At 62.7% G+C, this 18,382-nt stretch carries 15 protein-coding genes and 1 pseudogene; 8 read left to right on the top strand and 8 right to left on the bottom strand.

The window, feature by feature from the left end; genetic code table 11:
* Window positions 1–189 precede the first annotated feature (189 nt).
* From QZ656_RS20400 to QZ656_RS20380, 5 genes are all read left to right on the top strand, one after another.
* Complete coding sequence (locus tag QZ656_RS20400; protein WP_291995107.1) at window positions 190–417, top strand: sulfurtransferase TusA family protein; 228 nt, start codon at window positions 190–192, stop codon at window positions 415–417.
* Window positions 418–493: 76 nt separating this feature from the next.
* Window positions 494–2,272 carry an aminodeoxychorismate synthase component I gene (pabB, locus tag QZ656_RS20395; RefSeq protein ID WP_291995106.1) on the top strand — a complete coding sequence of 593 codons (1,779 nt, stop codon included), beginning with the start codon at window positions 494–496 and terminating at the stop codon, window positions 2,270–2,272.
* Window positions 2,273–2,460: 188 nt separating this feature from the next.
* Window positions 2,461–2,682 carry a hypothetical protein gene (locus tag QZ656_RS20390; RefSeq protein ID WP_291995105.1) on the top strand — a complete coding sequence of 74 codons (222 nt, stop codon included), beginning with the start codon at window positions 2,461–2,463 and terminating at the stop codon, window positions 2,680–2,682.
* Between the two features lie 151 nt (window positions 2,683–2,833).
* A complete protein-coding gene (locus QZ656_RS20385; protein ID WP_291991531.1) occupies window positions 2,834–4,987 on the top strand; it encodes a helix-turn-helix domain-containing protein in 2,154 nt (717 codons plus the stop codon).
* A 314-nt stretch (window positions 4,988–5,301) separates the two neighbouring features.
* Window positions 5,302–6,996: a putative transposase gene (locus QZ656_RS20380; protein WP_291995104.1), complete on the top strand. Its 1,695-nt coding sequence runs from the start codon at window positions 5,302–5,304 to the stop codon at window positions 6,994–6,996.
* A 59-nt stretch (window positions 6,997–7,055) separates the two neighbouring features.
* On the opposite strand, the pseudogene QZ656_RS20375 reads toward QZ656_RS20380, so the two are convergent.
* The 4 genes and pseudogenes from QZ656_RS20375 to QZ656_RS20360 all read right to left on the bottom strand — a co-directional run bounded on the left by QZ656_RS20375 (window position 7,056) and on the right by QZ656_RS20360 (window position 12,384).
* Window positions 7,056–9,880, bottom strand: a pseudogene (locus tag QZ656_RS20375) (valine--tRNA ligase).
* 94 nt (window positions 9,881–9,974) lie between these two features.
* Window positions 9,975–10,466 (bottom strand): hypothetical protein, encoded by a 492-nt coding sequence (locus QZ656_RS20370; RefSeq protein ID WP_291995103.1) that lies wholly within the window; start codon window positions 10,464–10,466, stop codon window positions 9,975–9,977.
* The gene (locus QZ656_RS20365) at window positions 10,466–10,891 is read right to left on the bottom strand and encodes a DNA polymerase III subunit chi (protein WP_291995102.1); all 426 of its coding nucleotides are present in this window, start codon (window positions 10,889–10,891) and stop codon (window positions 10,466–10,468) included. The genes QZ656_RS20370 and QZ656_RS20365 overlap by 1 nt, the downstream gene beginning before the upstream one ends.
* Window positions 10,888–12,384: a leucyl aminopeptidase gene (locus QZ656_RS20360; protein ID WP_291995101.1), complete on the bottom strand. Its 1,497-nt coding sequence runs from the start codon at window positions 12,382–12,384 to the stop codon at window positions 10,888–10,890. The genes QZ656_RS20365 and QZ656_RS20360 overlap by 4 nt, the downstream gene beginning before the upstream one ends.
* 73 nt (window positions 12,385–12,457) lie before the next feature.
* On the opposite strand from QZ656_RS20360, the gene lptF reads away from it, so the two are divergent.
* Together lptF and lptG are read left to right on the top strand one after the other, a co-directional pair.
* Window positions 12,458–13,537, top strand: coding sequence for an LPS export ABC transporter permease LptF (lptF, locus tag QZ656_RS20355; protein WP_291995100.1), 1,080 nt, complete (start codon window positions 12,458–12,460; stop codon window positions 13,535–13,537).
* Entirely contained in the window at window positions 13,534–14,604 is a 1,071-nt protein-coding gene (gene lptG / locus QZ656_RS20350) for an LPS export ABC transporter permease LptG (RefSeq protein ID WP_291995099.1), read from the top strand. Before lptF ends, lptG begins: the two co-directional genes overlap by 4 nt.
* 8 nt (window positions 14,605–14,612) lie before the next feature.
* On the opposite strand, the gene QZ656_RS20345 is transcribed toward lptG, so the two are convergent.
* The 4 genes from QZ656_RS20345 to QZ656_RS20330 are packed head-to-tail and all read right to left on the bottom strand — an operon-like array spanning window position 14,613 to window position 16,521.
* Window positions 14,613–15,038 (bottom strand): RDD family protein, encoded by a 426-nt coding sequence (locus QZ656_RS20345; protein WP_291995098.1) that lies wholly within the window; start codon window positions 15,036–15,038, stop codon window positions 14,613–14,615.
* Window positions 15,039–15,044: 6 nt separating this feature from the next.
* Window positions 15,045–15,611 carry a DUF3106 domain-containing protein gene (locus QZ656_RS20340; RefSeq protein ID WP_291995097.1) on the bottom strand — a complete coding sequence of 189 codons (567 nt, stop codon included), beginning with the start codon at window positions 15,609–15,611 and terminating at the stop codon, window positions 15,045–15,047.
* Window positions 15,584–15,961: a DUF3619 family protein gene (locus tag QZ656_RS20335; RefSeq protein WP_291995096.1), complete on the bottom strand. Its 378-nt coding sequence runs from the start codon at window positions 15,959–15,961 to the stop codon at window positions 15,584–15,586. Before QZ656_RS20335 ends, QZ656_RS20340 begins: the two co-directional genes overlap by 28 nt.
* Window positions 15,958–16,521: an RNA polymerase sigma factor gene (locus QZ656_RS20330; protein WP_291995271.1), complete on the bottom strand. Its 564-nt coding sequence runs from the start codon at window positions 16,519–16,521 to the stop codon at window positions 15,958–15,960. The genes QZ656_RS20335 and QZ656_RS20330 overlap by 4 nt, the downstream gene beginning before the upstream one ends.
* Window positions 16,522–16,657: 136 nt before the next feature.
* Between QZ656_RS20330 and QZ656_RS20325 the strand changes: the two genes are divergently transcribed.
* Entirely contained in the window at window positions 16,658–18,370 is a 1,713-nt protein-coding gene (locus tag QZ656_RS20325) for an acetolactate synthase 3 catalytic subunit (protein ID WP_291995095.1), read from the top strand.
* The last annotated feature ends 12 nt before the right edge of the window (window positions 18,371–18,382 follow it).

Here is an 18,382-nt window from a genome sequence, read left to right as displayed (position 1 = left end):
CGCGGCGACGGCCCGCTCCCCGCCCTTCGGCATTCATGCCTGCGGGGTAAATCCAAAAAAGATATTTGCAGAGGGGGCGCCCAGCGCTCCGGCCCGGGCTCGTCCAACAAACGGATCAGATCGTGGCTTCGCACGATCTATCCTTATTCGTTAGAATACGGTCTCATTTTTGTTGTGGACCACATCCTCATGCATTTCGACCGAGAACTCGACGTCAAAGGGCTCAATTGCCCGCTGCCGATCCTGCGCACCAAGAAGGCGCTGTCGGAAATGTCGCCTGGCGAAGTGCTGCACGTGCTGGCGACCGACCGGGGTTCGGTAAAGGATTTTCAGGCCTTTGCCAAACAGACCGGCAACGAGTTGCTGTCCAGCATCGAGGTGAGCGACGTCTTCGAGTTCCACCTCAAACGAAAGTAATTCAGGTTGCGGTGCCAGCACGCATGGCCGTCATCGTGACCAGGCAACGATCGCGGCCGTTGCCAAGCCACTGTTGATGTCTGCGGCTGTGCCGTTCGCGCTTTTCGACGGTGACGCTGGCAGTGCGCTGCTGCTGACCGCTTGTCGCCGGTCGTTGGTGCTCGAAGAAGCAGCCGATCCCGGGGTCCTTTTCGAGGCCGTGGAAGGCGAATTGGCCGCTGGCCACTGGGTCGCTATGGCGGCCGACTACGAGCTTGGTGCGAGCTTCGAGCGGACGCTGACGCCGGCCGCCGGCAGCCGGCCAGTGTTGCGTGCCTGGGTTTTTGCCGAGGGGCGGCGCCTGGATGCGCCAGCGCTGGCCGCTTTTCTTGCCGAACAACTGGCCGGCTTGCCCGAGTATCAGCGGCAGGCTGGAATTGCCGAGCTGTCGTCGGCCGTCGACGAACGGCGCTACGTGGCGCAGGTCAGGAACATCCATCGCCTGATCACCGCCGGCGACTGTTACCAGATCAACCTCACTTTTCCCCTGACCTTCCGCCTCTACGGACACCCGCTGGCGCTCTATGCACGCCTGCGCGAAAGACAGCCGGTTCGCTACGGCGGCTTCCTGTGCACCAGCGAGGAAACGAACCTTTCGTTTTCGCCGGAGTTATTTTTTGAACGTTCGGGTCAGCGCGTCGTCGTGCGACCCATGAAAGGAACCGCGCCGCGCGGCACAAACCCCGACGAAGATCGTGCGAACCGTGCCGCCTTGCTTTCCTCGGCAAAGGAACGTGCGGAGAACGTGATGATCGTCGATCTGCTGCGCAACGACCTCGGGCGCCTGGCTCGACCCGGCAAGGTGCGCGTCGAAGCGCTGTGTCAAGCAGAGGCTTACCCGACGCTGTGGCAGATGGTTTCGACGGTTGCCGCGGACTTGCCGGGGGTGAGCCTGGCCGAGCTGTTTGCCGCCTTGTTTCCCTGCGGTTCGATTACCGGTGCACCGAAGATTCGCGCCATGCAGCGCATCAATGAAATCGAGGGGGCTGCACGCGGCCTGTATACCGGCGCTCTGGGTTGGCTGGCGCCGGGCGGTGATTGTCGTTTCAGTGTCGCCATTCGCACCGTCGAAGTTGGCCCGGGCGCGCGCGCGAAGCTTGCTGTCGGCAGTGGCATCGTGATCGACGCCGAGCCGGCACGCGAGTATGCGGAGTGCCTGCTCAAAGCGAGCTTTCTGACCGCTTTTGACCCGGGCTTCGAGCTGTTCGAGACGCTGCGCCTGGAGGACGGCGAGTATCCTCTGTTGGCGCTGCATCTGGAGCGCCTGCAGGCGTCGGCGCGCAGTCTGGGTTTCGCGTGTGCGCTGGCGGCGCTATCGTCGGCGCTGGCGGCGGCGGCGGCAAGTCGGCCGCGCGGCGTCTTTCGTGTGCGTCTGACGCTGGCGCACGATGGAAGGTGTCGCCTGCGTGCGTCGCCATTGCCCGACGAGCCGGCGCAAGCGTGGCGTGTTGTTCTGGCCGCCGAGGCGCTGCCGGTCGACGATTATCTCCTGCGCCACAAGACCACCGCCCGCGCACGCTATGATCGTGCCCTGGCAGCGCTGGCCACGCAGCCGGCGGTGTTCGACGCAATCTTCTGCAATAGCCGCGGCGACGTCTGCGAAGGCGCGCGCAGCAACGTCTTCGTCGAACGCGATGGCGTCCTGCTGACGCCGCCGCTGGCCTGCGGTCTGTTGCCCGGTGTCCTGCGGCGAACACTGCTCGAGTCCGGGCAGGCGGTCGAGCAGGTGCTGCGGTGCGACGATTTGTGGCAGGCGTCGGCCTTGTACGTCGGCAACGCCTTGCGTGGCCTGCTGCCGGTCGTCCTCGATCGCTAACTGCAGATTTCCTGATCCCGGCCGGGAATGTAGGTAGAATTCCGGAATTGCACGTGGCACTTTATTTTGACGGCCATGATTTTCTTATGGCATAAACCAAGCTTCGCTAGGAGTGCAAGGAGGAGCAGACGTTGAGGCAATCGTGGCTTCCAGGGTTTCCGGATGGTGCGCAGAAAGTGGGAGAAGGGTTGGCGATTCTGGAGAAGGATGGCCAAGCGATCTACTTTGTTGGGGGAGACAATTACTTCTCGCACCCCGTAGGAGACGACGCTGGCCGCAGGTTCGCTCTGACCAGCCTGATGGAGAACGGGCACGTCAAGGCGGTCGAACTGGAAAGGCCACCGCTGTGCATCCCGCACCGCACGCTGATGAACTGCAGATTTCCTGATCCCGGCCGGGAATGTAGGTAGAATTCCGGAATTGCACGTGGCACTTTATTTTGACGGCCATGATTTTCTTATGGCATAAACCAAGCTTCGCTAGGAGTGCAAGGAGGAGCAGACGTTGAGGCAATCGTGGCTTCCAGGGTTTCCGGATGGTGCGCAGAAAGTGGGAGAAGGGTTGGCGATTCTGGAGAAGGATGGCCAAGCGATCTACTTTGTTGGGGGAGACAATTACTTCTCGCACCCCGTAGGAGACGACGCTGGCCGCAGGTTCGCTCTGACCAGCCTGATGGAGAACGGGCACGTCAAGGCGGTCGAACTGGAAAGGCCACCGCTGTGCATCCCGCACCGCACGCTGATGAACTGGGTGGGACAAAGCCGCAAAGCCGGGCCATCGTCTTTCTTTCGACCGGCGGCGGCGAGCCGGCCGCGGATCATGACGCCGGACAAGAGTGCCGAATGCGCGCGGCTGTTGAGCGAGGGAAAGCGTCCTGCCGAAGTGGCACGGCAGGTGGGCGTCCAGGAGTCGACGCTGCGCAAGGCGATCCGGCGCCAGGGCGTGCCGCAGTTGGCCGCCTTGCCGCAAGAGGCAGGGGAGTTGGAAGCGGCGAGCACCAAGAGTGAGCGCAGCCGGGCGGATGCGGAAGCCGCCGCGGGGATGGGCACCGCCTGCACGCGCGCCGACGAGCGGATCCAAACGGCGCTGGGATTGGCGACCGGTGCGACGACGCGCTTCGAAGCGAGCCACGATGTGGCGATGGGGGGGCTGTTGGCCGGCTTGCCGGCCTTGTGCGCGAACGGGCTACTGACCGGCCTGGATCGCCATCTCAAGCTGCCCCGGGGATTCTACAGCGCCTTGCACATCCTTCTCGTCCTCGGCTTCATGGCCCTGGGGCGAATCAAGCGGCCGGAACATCTGCGACAAACCTCGCCCGGAGAACTCGGCAAAGTCATCGGCCTGGACCGGGTACCGGAAGTCCGCACCCTGCGGGAAAAGGTCCATCTGCTGGCCAAGACGGGTGACCCGGCAGCCTGGATGCGGGATCTCGCGAAGCTCTGGATGGAAAGCGAGCCAGAAGAAGCGGGTTACCTGTATGTCGATGGTCATGTTCGGGTGTATCACGGCGAGCAGGCCAGGCTGTCGAAGCGCTACGTCTCGCGCGAACGCCTGTGCCTGCGGGGCACCACCGACTACTGGGTTAACGATGCCCTGGGTCGCCCGTTCTTTGTGGTTTCGCAGCCGCTCAATGACGGACTCGCCGAGACCCTGCTCAAGGACATCGTCCCCCAACTGCTGGAGATTGTCCCGGGACAGCCGACGCCGGCCGAACTGGACGCCGACCCGACCCTGCACCGGTTTGTCATGGTCTTCGATCGGGAAGGGGCCACCCAGAGTCTCCTCGGCAGACTCTGGAAACAGCGCATCGGCGCACTGACCTACCGCAAGAACGTCAAGGACCTCTGGTCCGAAGAGGTGTTTCAGGAACAGGAAGTCCATCTGCCGGCAGGCGGCAGCACCGGGATGAAACTCGCCATGCGCGAAACCCGACTCGGCACAGGCGATGGCAGCCTGGCCGTGAGCGAAGTTCGTCGGCTGACCCAGACGGGACATCAAACAGCCGTGATCACGACCGCCCGGCAACTCGGAAACACCACCATCGCTGGGCGGATGTTCGCCCGTTGGTGCCAGGAAAACTACTTCGCGTACATGATGGAACATTATGATATTGATGGGCTTATCGAGTACGGAGACGAATCTCTTCCCGGCACTCACCAGGTCGTTAACCCCCGCTGGCGGGAACTCGACAAGGCCGTCAGGCAAACCCGCCAGAGCGAAAGAAAACTGCAGGCCGCAATCGCCAGGACGGCCTTGAACGACGGCGGCGAAATCCAGAAAAACGCCGAGTCTGTCGAAGCACTGCAGGCCGTTCAGGAGGAGCTCAAGCGACTTTGCGCGGCGCGCAAGGCAAGCCCCCGAAAGGTGACGATCGACAGTCTGCCCGAGGCCGAGCGACCGACCCAACTGCCGCCGCTGAACAAGATGCTCTGCGATACCGTGAAAATGGTCGCCTACCGGGCCGAGACCGCCATGGTGGCGCTATTGCGCCGCCACTTGAAGAAGGAGGACGACGCACGTGCGCTCATTCGCGAATTGTTCGTTTCTTCCGCTGACATCGAACCGAACGCGCTAGCCAACACCCTGACCATCAAAATTCACCGGATGGCCAGCCCAGCTCATGATCGCGCTATCGCCGCGCTCCTCGAGGAACTCACCCTGCAAGATTTTCCGCATCCGGAAACCGGGGCAAGAATGACCTTCACTCTTGTCTGAAGTGCCAACCCGGTTTCCTCCGAGATCAGGAAATCTGAACTGGGTGGGACAAAGCCGCAAAGCCGGGCCATCGTCTTTCTTTCGACCGGCGGCGGCGAGCCGGCCGCGGATCATGACGCCGGACAAGAGTGCCGAATGCGCGCGGCTGTTGAGCGAGGGAAAGCGTCCTGCCGAAGTGGCACGGCAGGTGGGCGTCCAGGAGTCGACGCTGCGCAAGGCGATCCGGCGCCAGGGCGTGCCGCAGTTGGCCGCCTTGCCGCAAGAGGCAGGGGAGTTGGAAGCGGCGAGCACCAAGAGTGAGCGCAGCCGGGCGGATGCCGGAAGCCGCCGCGGGGATGGGCACCGCCTGCACGCGCGCCGACGAGCGGATCCAAACGGCGCTGGGATTGGCGACCGGTGCGACGACGCGCTTCGAAGCGAGCCACGATGTGGCGATGGGGGGGCTGTTGGCCGGCTTGCCGGCCTTGTGCGCGAACGGGCTACTGACCGGCCTGGATCGCCATCTCAAGCTGCCCCGGGGATTCTACAGCGCCTTGCACATCCTTCTCGTCCTCGGCTTCATGGCCCTGGGGCGAATCAAGCGGCCGGAACATCTGCGACAAACCTCGCCCGGAGAACTCGGCAAAGTCATCGGCCTGGACCGGGTACCGGAAGTCCGCACCCTGCGGGAAAAGGTCCATCTGCTGGCCAAGACGGGTGACCCGGCAGCCTGGATGCGGGATCTCGCGAAGCTCTGGATGGAAAGCGAGCCAGAAGAAGCGGGTTACCTGTATGTCGATGGTCATGTTCGGGTGTATCACGGCGAGCAGGCCAGGCTGTCGAAGCGCTACGTCTCGCGCGAACGCCTGTGCCTGCGGGGCACCACCGACTACTGGGTTAACGATGCCCTGGGTCGCCCGTTCTTTGTGGTTTCGCAGCCGCTCAATGACGGACTCGCCGAGACCCTGCTCAAGGACATCGTCCCCCAACTGCTGGAGATTGTCCCGGGACAGCCGACGCCGGCCGAACTGGACGCCGACCCGACCCTGCACCGGTTTGTCATGGTCTTCGATCGGGAAGGGGCCACCCAGAGTCTCCTCGGCAGACTCTGGAAACAGCGCATCGGCGCACTGACCTACCGCAAGAACGTCAAGGACCTCTGGTCCGAAGAGGTGTTTCAGGAACAGGAAGTCCATCTGCCGGCAGGCGGCAGCACCGGGATGAAACTCGCCATGCGCGAAACCCGACTCGGCACAGGCGATGGCAGCCTGGCCGTGAGCGAAGTTCGTCGGCTGACCCAGACGGGACATCAAACAGCCGTGATCACGACCGCCCGGCAACTCGGAAACACCACCATCGCTGGGCGGATGTTCGCCCGTTGGTGCCAGGAAAACTACTTCGCGTACATGATGGAACATTATGATATTGATGGGCTTATCGAGTACGGAGACGAATCTCTTCCCGGCACTCACCAGGTCGTTAACCCCCGCTGGCGGGAACTCGACAAGGCCGTCAGGCAAACCCGCCAGAGCGAAAGAAAACTGCAGGCCGCAATCGCCAGGACGGCCTTGAACGACGGCGGCGAAATCCAGAAAAACGCCGAGTCTGTCGAAGCACTGCAGGCCGTTCAGGAGGAGCTCAAGCGACTTTGCGCGGCGCGCAAGGCAAGCCCCCGAAAGGTGACGATCGACAGTCTGCCCGAGGCCGAGCGACCGACCCAACTGCCGCCGCTGAACAAGATGCTCTGCGATACCGTGAAAATGGTCGCCTACCGGGCCGAGACCGCCATGGTGGCGCTATTGCGCCGCCACTTGAAGAAGGAGGACGACGCACGTGCGCTCATTCGCGAATTGTTCGTTTCTTCCGCTGACATCGAACCGAACGCGCTAGCCAACACCCTGACCATCAAAATTCACCGGATGGCCAGCCCAGCTCATGATCGCGCTATCGCCGCGCTCCTCGAGGAACTCACCCTGCAAGATTTTCCGCATCCGGAAACCGGGGCAAGAATGACCTTCACTCTTGTCTGAAGTGCCAACCCGGTTTCCTCCGAGATCAGGAAATCTGAACTGACTCGCTACCGCCGCGGTCAGGCTTGGCGGTTCTGCAGGCGTTGGCGTTGCGGTTCGAGTTTTTCGAGGGTGGCGACGAAGTCGCCGAGGCGCGTTCTCTCCTGCTCGACGACCGCTGCCGGCGCGCGCGCGACGAAGCTCTGGTTGGCGAGCTTGGCGCGGGCTTTGCCGATCTCGCCGGTCAGGCGGGCGATTTCCTTGTCCAGGCGCTCGCTTTCGACGGCGACGTCGATCTCGATCTGCAGCAGCAGCTTCGTCGCACCGACGATGGCCACCGGCGAGTCGGCGTCGGCGGGCAGATCGCCGACGATCTCTACCGCCGAGAGTTTGCACAGCGGCTTCAGGTAGGGCGCGAATTCGGCCAGCAACTCGCTGTTGCCGCTGGCCAGCAGCGGTACCCGCTGCGCCGGTGAGAGGTTCATTTCGCCGCGCAGGTTGCGGCACGCGTAGGCCAGATCCTTCAATTGCTGGACCCGGGCCTCGCTGTCCGGGTCGATCTTTCCAGCTGTGCTTGCGGATAGTCGGCGAGCATGATCGAGTCGTGCGTCTTGCGGCCGGCGATCGGCGCCAGCGCTTGCCACAGCTCTTCGGTAATGAACGGTAGCAGTGGGTGTGCGAGCCGCAGAACGGTCTCCAGGACGCGCGCCAGCGTCCGTCGCGTCGCCCGGACTTCTGCTTCGCTGCCGTTCTGCAGTTGCACCTTCGCCAACTCGACGTACCAGTCGCAGAACTCGTCCCAGACAAAGCCGTACAGCGCGCGCGCCAGCAGGTCGAAGCGGTAGTCGGCAAAGTGTTGCGCGAGCTCGGCTTCACTGCGTTGCAGCTTGCTGACGATCCAGCGGTCGGCGAAAGAAAAACTCAGCGCATTGGAGCAAGTTTCCGGCGTGCAGGCGGCCAGGCCGAGGTCCTGGTCGGCGGTATGCATCAGCACAAAGCGCGTCGCGTTCCACAGCTTGTTGCAGAAGTTGCGGTAGCCCTCGCAACGGCTGAGGTCGAACTTGATGTCGCGGCCGGGGCTGGCCAGCGACAGGAAGGTGAAGCGCAGCGCGTCGGTACCGAAAGCCTGGATTCCCTGTGGGAATTCGGTGCGCGTGCGCTTTTCGATCTGCGCGGCCTGCTTGGGGTTCATCAGACCGGTGGTGCGCTTGGCGATCAGCGCCTCGAGGTCGATGCCGTCGATGAGGTCGATCGGGTCGAGGACGTTGCCCTTCGACTTGCTCATTTTCTGGCCTTCGGCGTCGCGGATCAGGCCGTGCACGTAGACGTGCTTGAACGGAATCTTGCCGGTGATGTGCTTGGTCATCATCACCATTCGCGCGACCCAGAAGAAGATGATGTCGAAACCGGTGACCAGCACCGTCGATGGCAGATAGAGGTCGAGCGCCGGATTGCTTTCGGCTGGCCATTGCGGCGTCCAGTCGAGCGTCGAGAACGGCCACAGTGCTGACGAGTACCAGGTGTCGAGGACGTCCGGGTCGCGCGTCAGCGGGCCGTGGTAGCCGCGTTCAAGGGCGTCGGCGCGCGCTTCGGATTCGTCATGGGCGACGAAAATCTGCCCATCCTCGCCGTACCAGGCGGGAATCTGATGTCCCCACCACAGTTGCCGCGAGATACACCAGTCCTGAATATTGTTCAGCCACTGGTTATAGGTGTTGACCCAGTTCTCGGGGAAGAACTTGATTTCCCCCGCCGCGACGCAGTCGAGGGCCTTGCCGGCGATGCTGCGGCCATCGGCGCCGGCTTTGCTCATCGCCACGAACCACTGGTCGGTCAGCATCGGTTCGATGACCACCCCGGTTCGATCACCGCGTGGCACTTTCAGTGTATGCGGCTCGACCTTGTCGAGAAAACCTTGCTGTTCAAGGTCGGCAACGATCTGCTCGCGGGCCGCGAAGCGGTCGAGGCCACGGTAGCAAGGAGGGGCGTTGTCGTTGATCCGGGCGTCGAGCGTCAGAATGGGGATTATCGGCAGCTGGTGACGCTGGCCGACCGCGTAGTCATTGAAGTCGTGCGCCGGCGTCACCTTGACACAGCCGGTGGCAAACGCCGGGTCAACGTAGGCATCGGCGATGATCGGGATCTCGCGGTCGCAAAGCGGCAAGGTGACCGTTTTTCCGAGCAGGTGGCGGTAACGGGGGTCGTCCGGGTGAACCATCAGCGCGGTGTCGCCCAGCATGGTCTCCGGTCGCGTCGTGGCGACCGTCAGCGTGGCGCTACCGTCAGCCAGCGGATAGCGGATATGCCACAGTTTGCCTTGCTCCTCTTGCTGCGCCACTTCCAGGTCGGAGACTGCGGTCTGTAGCACCGGGTCCCAGTTGACCAGGCGCTTGCCGCGGTAGATCAGTCCTTCTTTGTAGAGGCGGACGAAGGTCTCGGTGACCGTCGTCGACAGGCCGGCGTCCATTGTGAAGCGCTCACGGCTCCAGTCGGGCGAGGTGCCCAGGCGGCGCATCTGTTTGGTGATCGTGTTGCCCGAAAACTCTTTCCACTGCCAGACTTTTTCAAGAAACTTCTCGCGGCCGAGCTCGTGTCGCGAGATTCCCTGCGCGTCTAGCTGCCGCTCGACGACGATCTGGGTGGCGATGCCGGCGTGATCGGTGCCGGGTTGCCACAGCGTGTTGTCGCCACGCATCCGATGGTAGCGCGCCAGCGCGTCCATGATCGCCTGATTGAAGCCGTGCCCCATGTGCAGCGTGCCGGTAACGTTCGGCGGCGGCAGGAGGATGCAGAAGGCTTCAGGTTTTGTGGTGTCGAGACCGGCGCCGAAGTAGCCTCGCGCTTCCCATTCGGGGTACCAGCGGCGTTCGATGTCTGCTGGTTCAAAGCTCTTGGCGAGTTCCATGGGCGAGCACTGGTGGATTGCAGGAGCGCGCATTATACCGGATCGGCTTGCTGCGCCGCGTCGCGACGCCGCCGTCCGTCGACCGGCCCTGGCCCTAATCCGGGTCCTGGTCGGCGGCCACGGCCTCGCTCGCGTCAGCGCTTTCCAGAGGTAGTTCCAGCTGCCCACGCTCGCCGACGAAGTCGCGCAAGGCGCTGGCGATGGTCGTCTGCAGCGCTTGCCGCAGGTGCTCCGAGGCGTTGCGCGAGGCGGTCTCGAGGAGCGCCGGCAACTCGGCGGCCAGATGGCGGTCGAGCAGCGCAGCAAGATCGGCGGCAAGGCCGGGACGCAGGCTGGCGGCGATACTCTCGACGGTCTCTTCGGGCTCCGCTGGCTCGGCAAGCACGACTTCCGTGAGCACCGGCAGGTCGTCGTCCTCGCCGCTGCGCCGCGCAAAACGCGCCGCGTCTGACGGTGTGGCCGACGCCAGGAAGCTGCGCCGTCGGCGCATCTGGCGCGGGTTTTCCCGGCGCTCGGCGATTGCCGCAGCGGCGTCTGGTCGGATTAGCGAGTCGGCACGGCTGAGTAGATCCTTGTCGTCGGCCATCAGTTTCTCCCCGCGCAATCGACGTAACGGACATCGTAGCCGCGATCTTTGTAGAATCTGGCGCGTAGGCGGCCGTCGGCGCGCTCTTCATCACTCTGCCCGACGACTTCGATCAGGCTGCTAAAGCGCGCAAACCCCGGCGGTACTTGGCTGGACAGGTTGAACAGTCGTTCGTCGTGGGGTACCGAGTCGAGCGTGCTGGCAAACAACACCGGCGTTTCACCGGCCAGCGGCGAGTCGACATCGACGTGCGGGATGAAGCCGGTGGGCGGCTGTGTCCATAGCTGACGGTCGAGAGCGGCCGCGAGATCGGCATCCGGCGCGTAGACCAGCAAGGCCTTCTTCTGGGCGAAGGCCTTGCCAATCAAGGCCGCGGCCGCGCCGACGCGGTCACGAGCGTTGTGGTAGAAAAAAATCTGCGTCATCCGAGTTTTCCGGCGCGCTTCAGCAGGTAGTGCATGAGCAGCGGCACCGGTCGCCCGGTCGCGCCCTTGTCGGCTCCTGATTTCCAGGCGGTGCCGGCGATGTCGAGGTGAGCCCAGACGTATTTCTTGGTAAAGCGGGCGAGAAAGCACGCCGCGGTGATGCTGCCACCCGAGCGTCCACCGATGTTTGCCATGTCGGCGAAGGGGCTCTTGAGCAGTTCCTGGTAGTCGCTCCACAGGGGCATTTGCCAGGCTCGGTCGTAGGCTTCGTCGCCCGCGTTCTCGAGCTCCCTGGCCAGGGTATCGTTGTTGGCGAACAGGCCGCTGGCGACATGGCCGAGGGCGATGACGCAGGCGCCGGTCAGGGTCGCGACGTCGATTACGGTATCCGGGTCGAAGCGCGCGGCGTAGGTCAGCGCGTCGCAGAGAATCAGCCGACCTTCGGCGTCGGTGTTGAGGATCTCGATGGTCTGGCCCGACATCGAGGTGACGATGTCGCCTGGCCGGCTAGCGGCGCCGCCAGGCATGTTTTCGGTGCTTGGTACCAGCACCGTCAGGTTGATCGGCAGCTTGATCAGGGCGGCGGCCTTGATCGTGCCGAGGACGCTGGCGGCACCGCACATGTCGTACTTCATTTCGTCCATTTCGGGCGCTGGCTTCAGCGAAATCCCGCCGCTGTCGAAGGTGACGCCTTTGCCGACGAGGACCACCGGCTTCTCATCGCTCTTGCCGCCCTTGTACTGCAAGACAATGAGCTTCGGTGCCTCGCGCGAACCTCTGGCGACGGACAGCAGCGAATCCATTCCCAGCGCTGCCATATCTTCGCGTTCGAGGATCTCGCAGTCGATCTTGTGGTCGGCGGCGATCTTGAGCGCGGCCTCGGCCAGATGGCTCGGGGTGCACACATTGCCGGGCAGGTTGGCGAGATTCATCGCCAGCGCGATGCCTTCGGCGATCGCCTGCCCCTGGCTCAGTGCCTCTTCGGCGGCGGCCAGTCCGTTGCGTCGATCGACGACAAAGGTGAGCTTGCGCAGCGGCCGACGGACTTTGTCCTTCTTGCTCTTGAACTGATCGAAACGATAGACCGCCTGCTCGGCAACGATCGCGGCCTGACGCACTCGCCAGGCCGCGCTGCGCTTCCTGACGGGGATTTCGGTCAGGAAGACCGTGCCGTCGAACGAGCCCGTTTCGTTCAGCGTCCTGACTGCACTGCGAATGGCGTCGCAATAGGCGCGGTCACCAAACTCCTTTTCCCGGCCGAGCCCGATCAGCAGGACGCGGTCGCAGAGCGTTCCCGGGACGTTATGGACGAGCAGCGTGGAGCCTGCCTTGCCCTCCATGTCGCCGCGGCGAATGATGTCGGAAAGGTGGCTGCGCGCCGCGTTGTCGATCAGCTCGGCGGCCAGTGTCAGCTTGCGCGGTTCGAAAACGCCGACTACCACACAGGCGCTGCGCTGCTTTTCCGGGCTGCCGCTTTTTATGCTAAATTCCACTCACCCTCCTCGGGACTGGCGTGTTTCTTCGAAGACGTCGATTATCACTGCAGTTTTTCACCAAAGTCAAAGAATGATCTTTCAGCGCGCCGCCCGGCGCGAGTTCGCCCACTCGACCGCCGGCGTATTCATCGCGCTTTTTGCGATCATGGTCACCACGCAGCTGATCCGCCTGCTCAGTGACGCCGCGCGAGGCAGCGTCGACCCGGGCGCGGTGGCGGCGCTGCTCGGCTTCGCGGCGCTCAATTATCTGCCGCCGCTGTTGTCGCTGTCCTTGTTCGTGGCCATCCTGCTGTCTCTGTCGCGCAGCTATCGCGATTCCGAGATGGTGGTCTGGTTCTCATCGGGTCTGTCGCTGACGGCGTGGATGCGACCGGTCCTCACTTTCGCCTGGCCGCTGGTGGCGACGGTCGCCGCGCTGTCCATTTTTCTGTCGCCCTGGGCCTTGTCGGAGAGTGCCGAATTCCGCGGCAAGCTGAGCAATCGCAAGGATGCCGGGCAGGTTTCGCCCGGTACGTTCCAGGAATCATCGTCCGGCGACCGCGTTATTTTCGTCGAAGGGATCGCCGATGATACCAGTCACGTGCGCAACGTCTTCGTCAGCGAAAACCAGACCGAGCGGCTGGGGGTAACAATGGCCGGCAAGGGTCATCAGGAGATCGCGGCGAACGGCGATCGTTTCATCGTCCTGCAGGACGGTCGCCGTTACGAGCTCGAGTCGGGTACCGCCGCTTTCCGAATTCTGGAGTACGCGCGCTATGCCGTTCGCCTGGAGACGAAAGAGGCGCGCGGCATAGAGCGGACACCCAAGAACATGCCCGTCCTGGAACTGCTGCAAGTGGACTTGCCGGCCTATCGGGCCGAGCTGTTGTGGCGGCTCGGCATGCCGCTCTCGGCAGTCGTCCTGGTCTTGCTGGCGATCCCGATGTCTTTTGTCAATCCGCGTGCCGGACGCTCGGCGAACATGTTGCTGGCCATTCTGGTTTACGTGTTCTACAACAATCTGCTGACCATCAGCGAGACCTGGGTTGCCGGCGGCAAGGTCTCGTTCGTCGTCGGCCTGCTGGCGCCGCACCTGCTGATTCTCTGTCTGCTGCCGTTGATGTTCTATCACCGGATCGCGGTGTCGTCTTTTCTGCGTCTGTCGCGATGAAAATTTATCGGCGCTATGTTGCGCGCGAGGTGGTTGGCGCCGTGCTGCTGGTCTTGCTGGCGTTTCTGGCCCTGTTCGCTTTCTTCGATATGCTTGGCGAGATCAACGACGTCGGCAAGGGCGGGTACCGGCTCCATCATGCTTTCGGCTTCGTGCTGCTGCGCGTCCCGGGGCGAGTCTATGAACTGATGCCGATTGCCGTGCTGATCGGTACGCTGTACGCCTTGTCGGCTCTCGCTCGGCACTCGGAGATCACCGTCTTGCGCGCCTCCGGACTGTCGGCGGCGGGCTTGTTGCTGGGCCTGTTCCAGGTGGCGGGCGTCTTCGCTGTGGCCACGTTCCTGATCGGCGAGTACGTTGCGCCGCCGGCTGAACGTGCGGCCAACGAACTGCGCTTGCGGGAACGCGGGCGAATGGTCGGCCAAGACCTGCGTTCGGGCCTGTGGGTCAAGGACGAACGCAGCTTCATCAATGTCCGCGTGGTCCTGCCCGATACGCGCTTGCGGGGAATCCGGATTTACGAATTCGACGACGATGCACGGCTGCAGACGGTTACCGAGGCCGACGCGGGTGAATACGTGCATCCCGACAGTTGGCGGCTGAGCGGCGTCGTGCAGACCATGATGCACGCCGACCGCTCGGAAGTGCGGCAGATGCCGGAATTTCTGTGGCGCTCGGCGCTGAACCCGGACATTCTCGCGGTGCTGATGGTTTCTCCCGATCGAATGTCGCTGCAGCACCTGCGCACCTATACCCGGCATCTGTCGGAAAACCGTCAGGCGACCAATCGTTACGATATTGCGTTCTGGAAAAAAGTCGTCTACCCGTTGGCGGCTTTCGTGATGGTTGCGCTGGCCTTGCCGTTCGGCGGATCGCATTACCGGGATGGCGTGGGCATCAAGATCTTCGTCGGGGTGATGACCGGCATCCTGTTCCACATGCTCAACGGCTTGTTCGCGAATCTCGGTGCGATCAACAGCTGGTCACCGGTGCTCAGCGCGGTGACCCCGTCGGCCTTGTTCCTGCTGGCGGCGATGGCGATGACCTGGTGGGTCGAGCGACGCTGAAGCAGCGCTCAGTTCATCACCAGTTGAGTGCCGGCAAGTCGGTCGTGCAGAAACAGTTGGTCACGGTCCAGCAGTGCCCACAAGATGCCCACGCCGCCCAGGATGATGCTTGGCCAGCACAGGAGATAGCGCAGCAGTGCCTGCGGCGGGCGAACGGGGTGTCCTGCACGCGTCACCAGGCGGATGCGCCAGGTTTTCATGGCCAGCGTTTGGCGGCCATTGCTCCAGAACCAGAGAAAATAGACCAGCAGAACGATAAAGAAGTGGGCCTGGACGACGACGCGGGTGGCAACCTGATGGGCGAGGGCGCCCAGCAGGAAATGCGGCAGGACGACCAGCGCGGCGATGACGGCAAGTAACAGCAAGGACTCGTAGAGCATGCTCGCCAGACGGCGTACGATGCCTGGCCGTCTGACGGCTGCCGATTCGTGCATCACAGGTCAGTCCCTGCTTTCGGGGACGCTGGCCGGTAAGGTTGACGGCGGCCGGCCCGCCAGTGGCAAGCGAGTGGCGGAGCCTGCTGGCGGCAGTCCGGCCGCCGAGCCGCTGGCCTGCCCCGGTTTGGGCGCCGGCTTTCTGGCCGCTTCCTGCTGCAGCCTTTCCTTTTCTTCTTCGGGCAGGCTGGAGTATTGCTCCCATTTCTGCCTGAGTTCCTGCTTCTTCTCGACCGGCAACTTGCTGGTGTTCAGGAAATTTTCGCGCGCGACGCGCCGCTGCTCGGGCGTCAGCTTTCCCCAATCCTGCATTTGACCCTGAATGCGGCGTTGTTCTTCCGGCGTCATGTTGAAGAAGCGGCGTGTGATCCCCAGCCACTTCTTCTGGCGGGGATAGTCCATCGCATCCCAGTCGTAACCGAGCGGCGCCAGGATGATCTTCTGCTCGACCGTCAGTTCGCTCCATTGCGGCTGCGCTGGCGTGGCAATTGCCGACGGGCTGAGCGTGTCGGCCCAGCCCGTAACGGCAACAAAGCTACAGAGAATTATTGCGACGCGGAGCTTTTCAGCCATGCATCGAAGCCCCGGTCGGTGAGTGCGGCGATCGGCAGGTCGCCGGCGAGCAGGGCGCTATCGATGGCCTCCAGTTCGGCGATACTCTGGTCTGCCTGCCAGTAGGTGTAGGTCGCGACACCGACGACGACGGCCAGAGCGACGAGAACCTGCTTGGGGCGCAGGTTTCCCCAATCGCCGTTGAAGACGCTCCCGGCCGTAGCCAGCACCGATTGGTGTACCGCAAGTTTTTGCCGCGCCAGCGCACGCTGCCTGGCGACCTGCAGGCGCGACTGGGTCGACGCTGGCAGCTCGCGCAGCCCGCGGTTCAAGTGTTGTCTCGCCTTGTAGGCGAAGTGCAGTTCATTCATAGGGTTACTCCCTTCGCTTTCAGTGCCGCCGCCAGCGCGTGATTGGCACGAGAACAATGTGTCTTGACGCTGCCCTCCGAACAGCCCATGACCGAAGCCGTTTCGGCAACGTCCATATCCTCCCAGTAACGCAAGAGGAACGCCTCGCGTTGACGTCCCGGCAGCAATTCTATCTCTTTCTCGATCATTCCCATGACTTGTGCCTGTTCGAACTGTCCGTGCGGGGTCGCCGGTACGCTCAGGCCCGACTCATCACTGATCGTCTCCAGCGGATCGTGATCGTCGTCGTCGCTTGGCGACAGCGCGGAGAGCAGGGTGGTCCACATCGAGCGCACCTTGCTACGCCGATAGTAGTCGCGAATCGTGTTCTGCAGAATGCGCTGGAAAAGCAGCGGCAGTTCGGCTGTCGGGCGGTCACCATATTTTTCGGCGAGCTTCATCATCGCGTCCTGGACGATGTCCAGTGCGGACTCTTCGTTGCGCACCGCGAACATCGCTTGCTTGAAAGCGCGGCGTTCGACTGCAGTGAGAAAGTCTGACAGTTCGCGTTGGCTGGCCAGAGCGGAAATCCTTGCTGTTGTCGGGTGGGATGCAGCTGTCCCAGGCGGCATTTTTTGTGAACGCCTTGACCAATCCAAGTCGAAGCTTTAACGTTGCAGACTTTTTTCGAGCAATTTGCTTGCTGGGGCGACGGTAATGACAATGATGACCGGTGCGGAGATTGTAATCAGGTGCCTGCAGGAAGAAAAGGTCGAATATATATTCGGCTATCCGGGCGGCGCGGTCCTCCACCTTTATGATGCCTTGTTCAAGCAGGATCAGATCAAGCATGTCCTGGTCCGTCATGAGCAGGCCGCCGTTCACGCCGCCGACGGCCTGGCGCGTTCGACCAACAGGGTCGGCGTCGCGCTGGTCACCTCGGGACCGGGAGCGACCAATGCGGTGACCGGTATAGCCACGGCCTACATGGACTCGATCCCGCTGGTGATCATTTCGGGGCAGGTGCCGACCGAATATATCGGCCAGGATGCGTTCCAAGAATGCGATACCGTGGGCATCACGCGGCCGTGCGTCAAACACAATTTCCTGGTCAGCGACGTGCGCGATCTGGCAGTGACCTTGAAGAAGGCCTTCTACATCGCCAACAGCGGTCGCCCGGGCCCGGTGGTGGTCGATATTCCAAAGGATATTACGGCCGCCAAGTGCAAGTTCGAGTACCCCGAAACGATCCAGATGCGTTCGTACAACCCGGTTGTCAAGGGGCATCTCGGACAAATCAAGAAGGCCGTGCATCTGCTGCTCGAGGCCAAGCGACCGATGCTCTACACCGGCGGCGGCGTCATCCTCTCCAACGGCTCCGAGCAGTTGACGAGGCTCGCTCGCCGCCTCGGTTTTCCGATTACCAATACCTTGATGGGCCTCGGCTCGTATCCGGCGACCGATCGCCAATTCCTCGGCATGCCGGGTATGCATGGCACCGTCGAGGCCAACCTGGCGATGCAGCACTGTGACGTGTTGCTGGCCATCGGCGCGCGTTTCGACGACCGGGTGATTGGCAATCCGACGAACTTCACGAGCATTCCGCGCAAGATCATCCACATCGATATCGACCCGTCGTCGATCTCCAAGCGGGTCAAGGTCGATGTGCCGATCGTCGGCAATGTCCCGGACGTCCTCGAGGAAATGCTCAAGCTGCTTGATGCCAGCGACGCCAAGCCAGACGCCGAGGTGCTTGCCGACTGGTGGAAGCAGATCGAAGAATGGCGCGCCAAGCAGTGCATGAAATACCGCATGAAAAAGAACATCATCATGCCGCAGTACGTCATCGAGAAGCTCTACGAGGTCACCGCTGGGCAGGCCATCGTGACTTCCGACGTCGGTCAGCATCAGATGTGGGCTGCGCAATACTACAAGTTCGAGCAGCCGCGTCGCTGGCTCAACTCCGGCGGTCTGGGCACCATGGGCGTCGGCCTGCCTTACGCGATGGGTGCGGCGCTGGCCAATCCGACGATGCAAATCGCCTGTGTCACCGGCGAGGGTTCGATCCAGATGTGCATCCAGGAGCTGTCAACGGCCAAGCAGTTTCGTCTGCCAATCAAGATCATCAACCTCAATAACCGCTATCTGGGAATGGTCCGGCAGTGGCAGGAGATGTTCTATGGCAGTCGCTACGCGGAGTCGTACATGGATTCGCTACCCGACTTCGTCAAGCTGGCCGAGGCTTACGGCCACGTCGGCATCCGCGTCGAACGGCCGGAAGACGTTGAGGCCGCGCTGCACAAGGCATTCGTCGAGCACAAGGATGATCTGGTATTCATTGACTTCATCACCGATCAGAAAGCAAATGTCTTTCCGATGGTGGCGGCCGGCAAAGGCCTGGCGGACATGATCCTGGCCGAAGATCTGTAAGGGAAAGACAAG

The organism is Candidatus Accumulibacter sp. ACC003 (assembly GCF_907163085.1).
Classification (GTDB): domain Bacteria; phylum Pseudomonadota; class Gammaproteobacteria; order Burkholderiales; family Rhodocyclaceae; genus Accumulibacter.
This window is presented reverse-complemented; position numbering and strand designations above follow the sequence as displayed.

What these genes read in the sequence shown, in the direction of transcription:
- QZ656_RS20400 (WP_291995107.1), top strand. Translation starts at nt 190, where the DNA reads ATGCATTTCGACCGAGAACTCGACGTCAAAGGGCTCAATTGCCCGCTG.
- pabB (WP_291995106.1), top strand. Translation starts at nt 494, where the DNA reads ATGTCTGCGGCTGTGCCGTTCGCGCTTTTCGACGGTGACGCTGGCAGT.
- QZ656_RS20380 (WP_291995104.1), top strand. Translation starts at nt 5,302, where the DNA reads ATGCCGGAAGCCGCCGCGGGGATGGGCACCGCCTGCACGCGCGCCGAC.
- QZ656_RS20370 (WP_291995103.1), bottom strand. Translation starts at nt 10,466, where the DNA reads ATGGCCGACGACAAGGATCTACTCAGCCGTGCCGACTCGCTAATCCGA.
- QZ656_RS20365 (WP_291995102.1), bottom strand. Translation starts at nt 10,891, where the DNA reads ATGACGCAGATTTTTTTCTACCACAACGCTCGTGACCGCGTCGGCGCG.
- lptF (WP_291995100.1), top strand. Translation starts at nt 12,458, where the DNA reads ATGATCTTTCAGCGCGCCGCCCGGCGCGAGTTCGCCCACTCGACCGCC.
- lptG (WP_291995099.1), top strand. Translation starts at nt 13,534, where the DNA reads ATGAAAATTTATCGGCGCTATGTTGCGCGCGAGGTGGTTGGCGCCGTG.
- QZ656_RS20345 (WP_291995098.1), bottom strand. Translation starts at nt 15,038, where the DNA reads ATGCACGAATCGGCAGCCGTCAGACGGCCAGGCATCGTACGCCGTCTG.
- QZ656_RS20340 (WP_291995097.1), bottom strand. Translation starts at nt 15,611, where the DNA reads ATGGCTGAAAAGCTCCGCGTCGCAATAATTCTCTGTAGCTTTGTTGCC.
- QZ656_RS20335 (WP_291995096.1), bottom strand. Translation starts at nt 15,961, where the DNA reads ATGAATGAACTGCACTTCGCCTACAAGGCGAGACAACACTTGAACCGC.
- QZ656_RS20325 (WP_291995095.1), top strand. Translation starts at nt 16,658, where the DNA reads ATGACAATGATGACCGGTGCGGAGATTGTAATCAGGTGCCTGCAGGAA.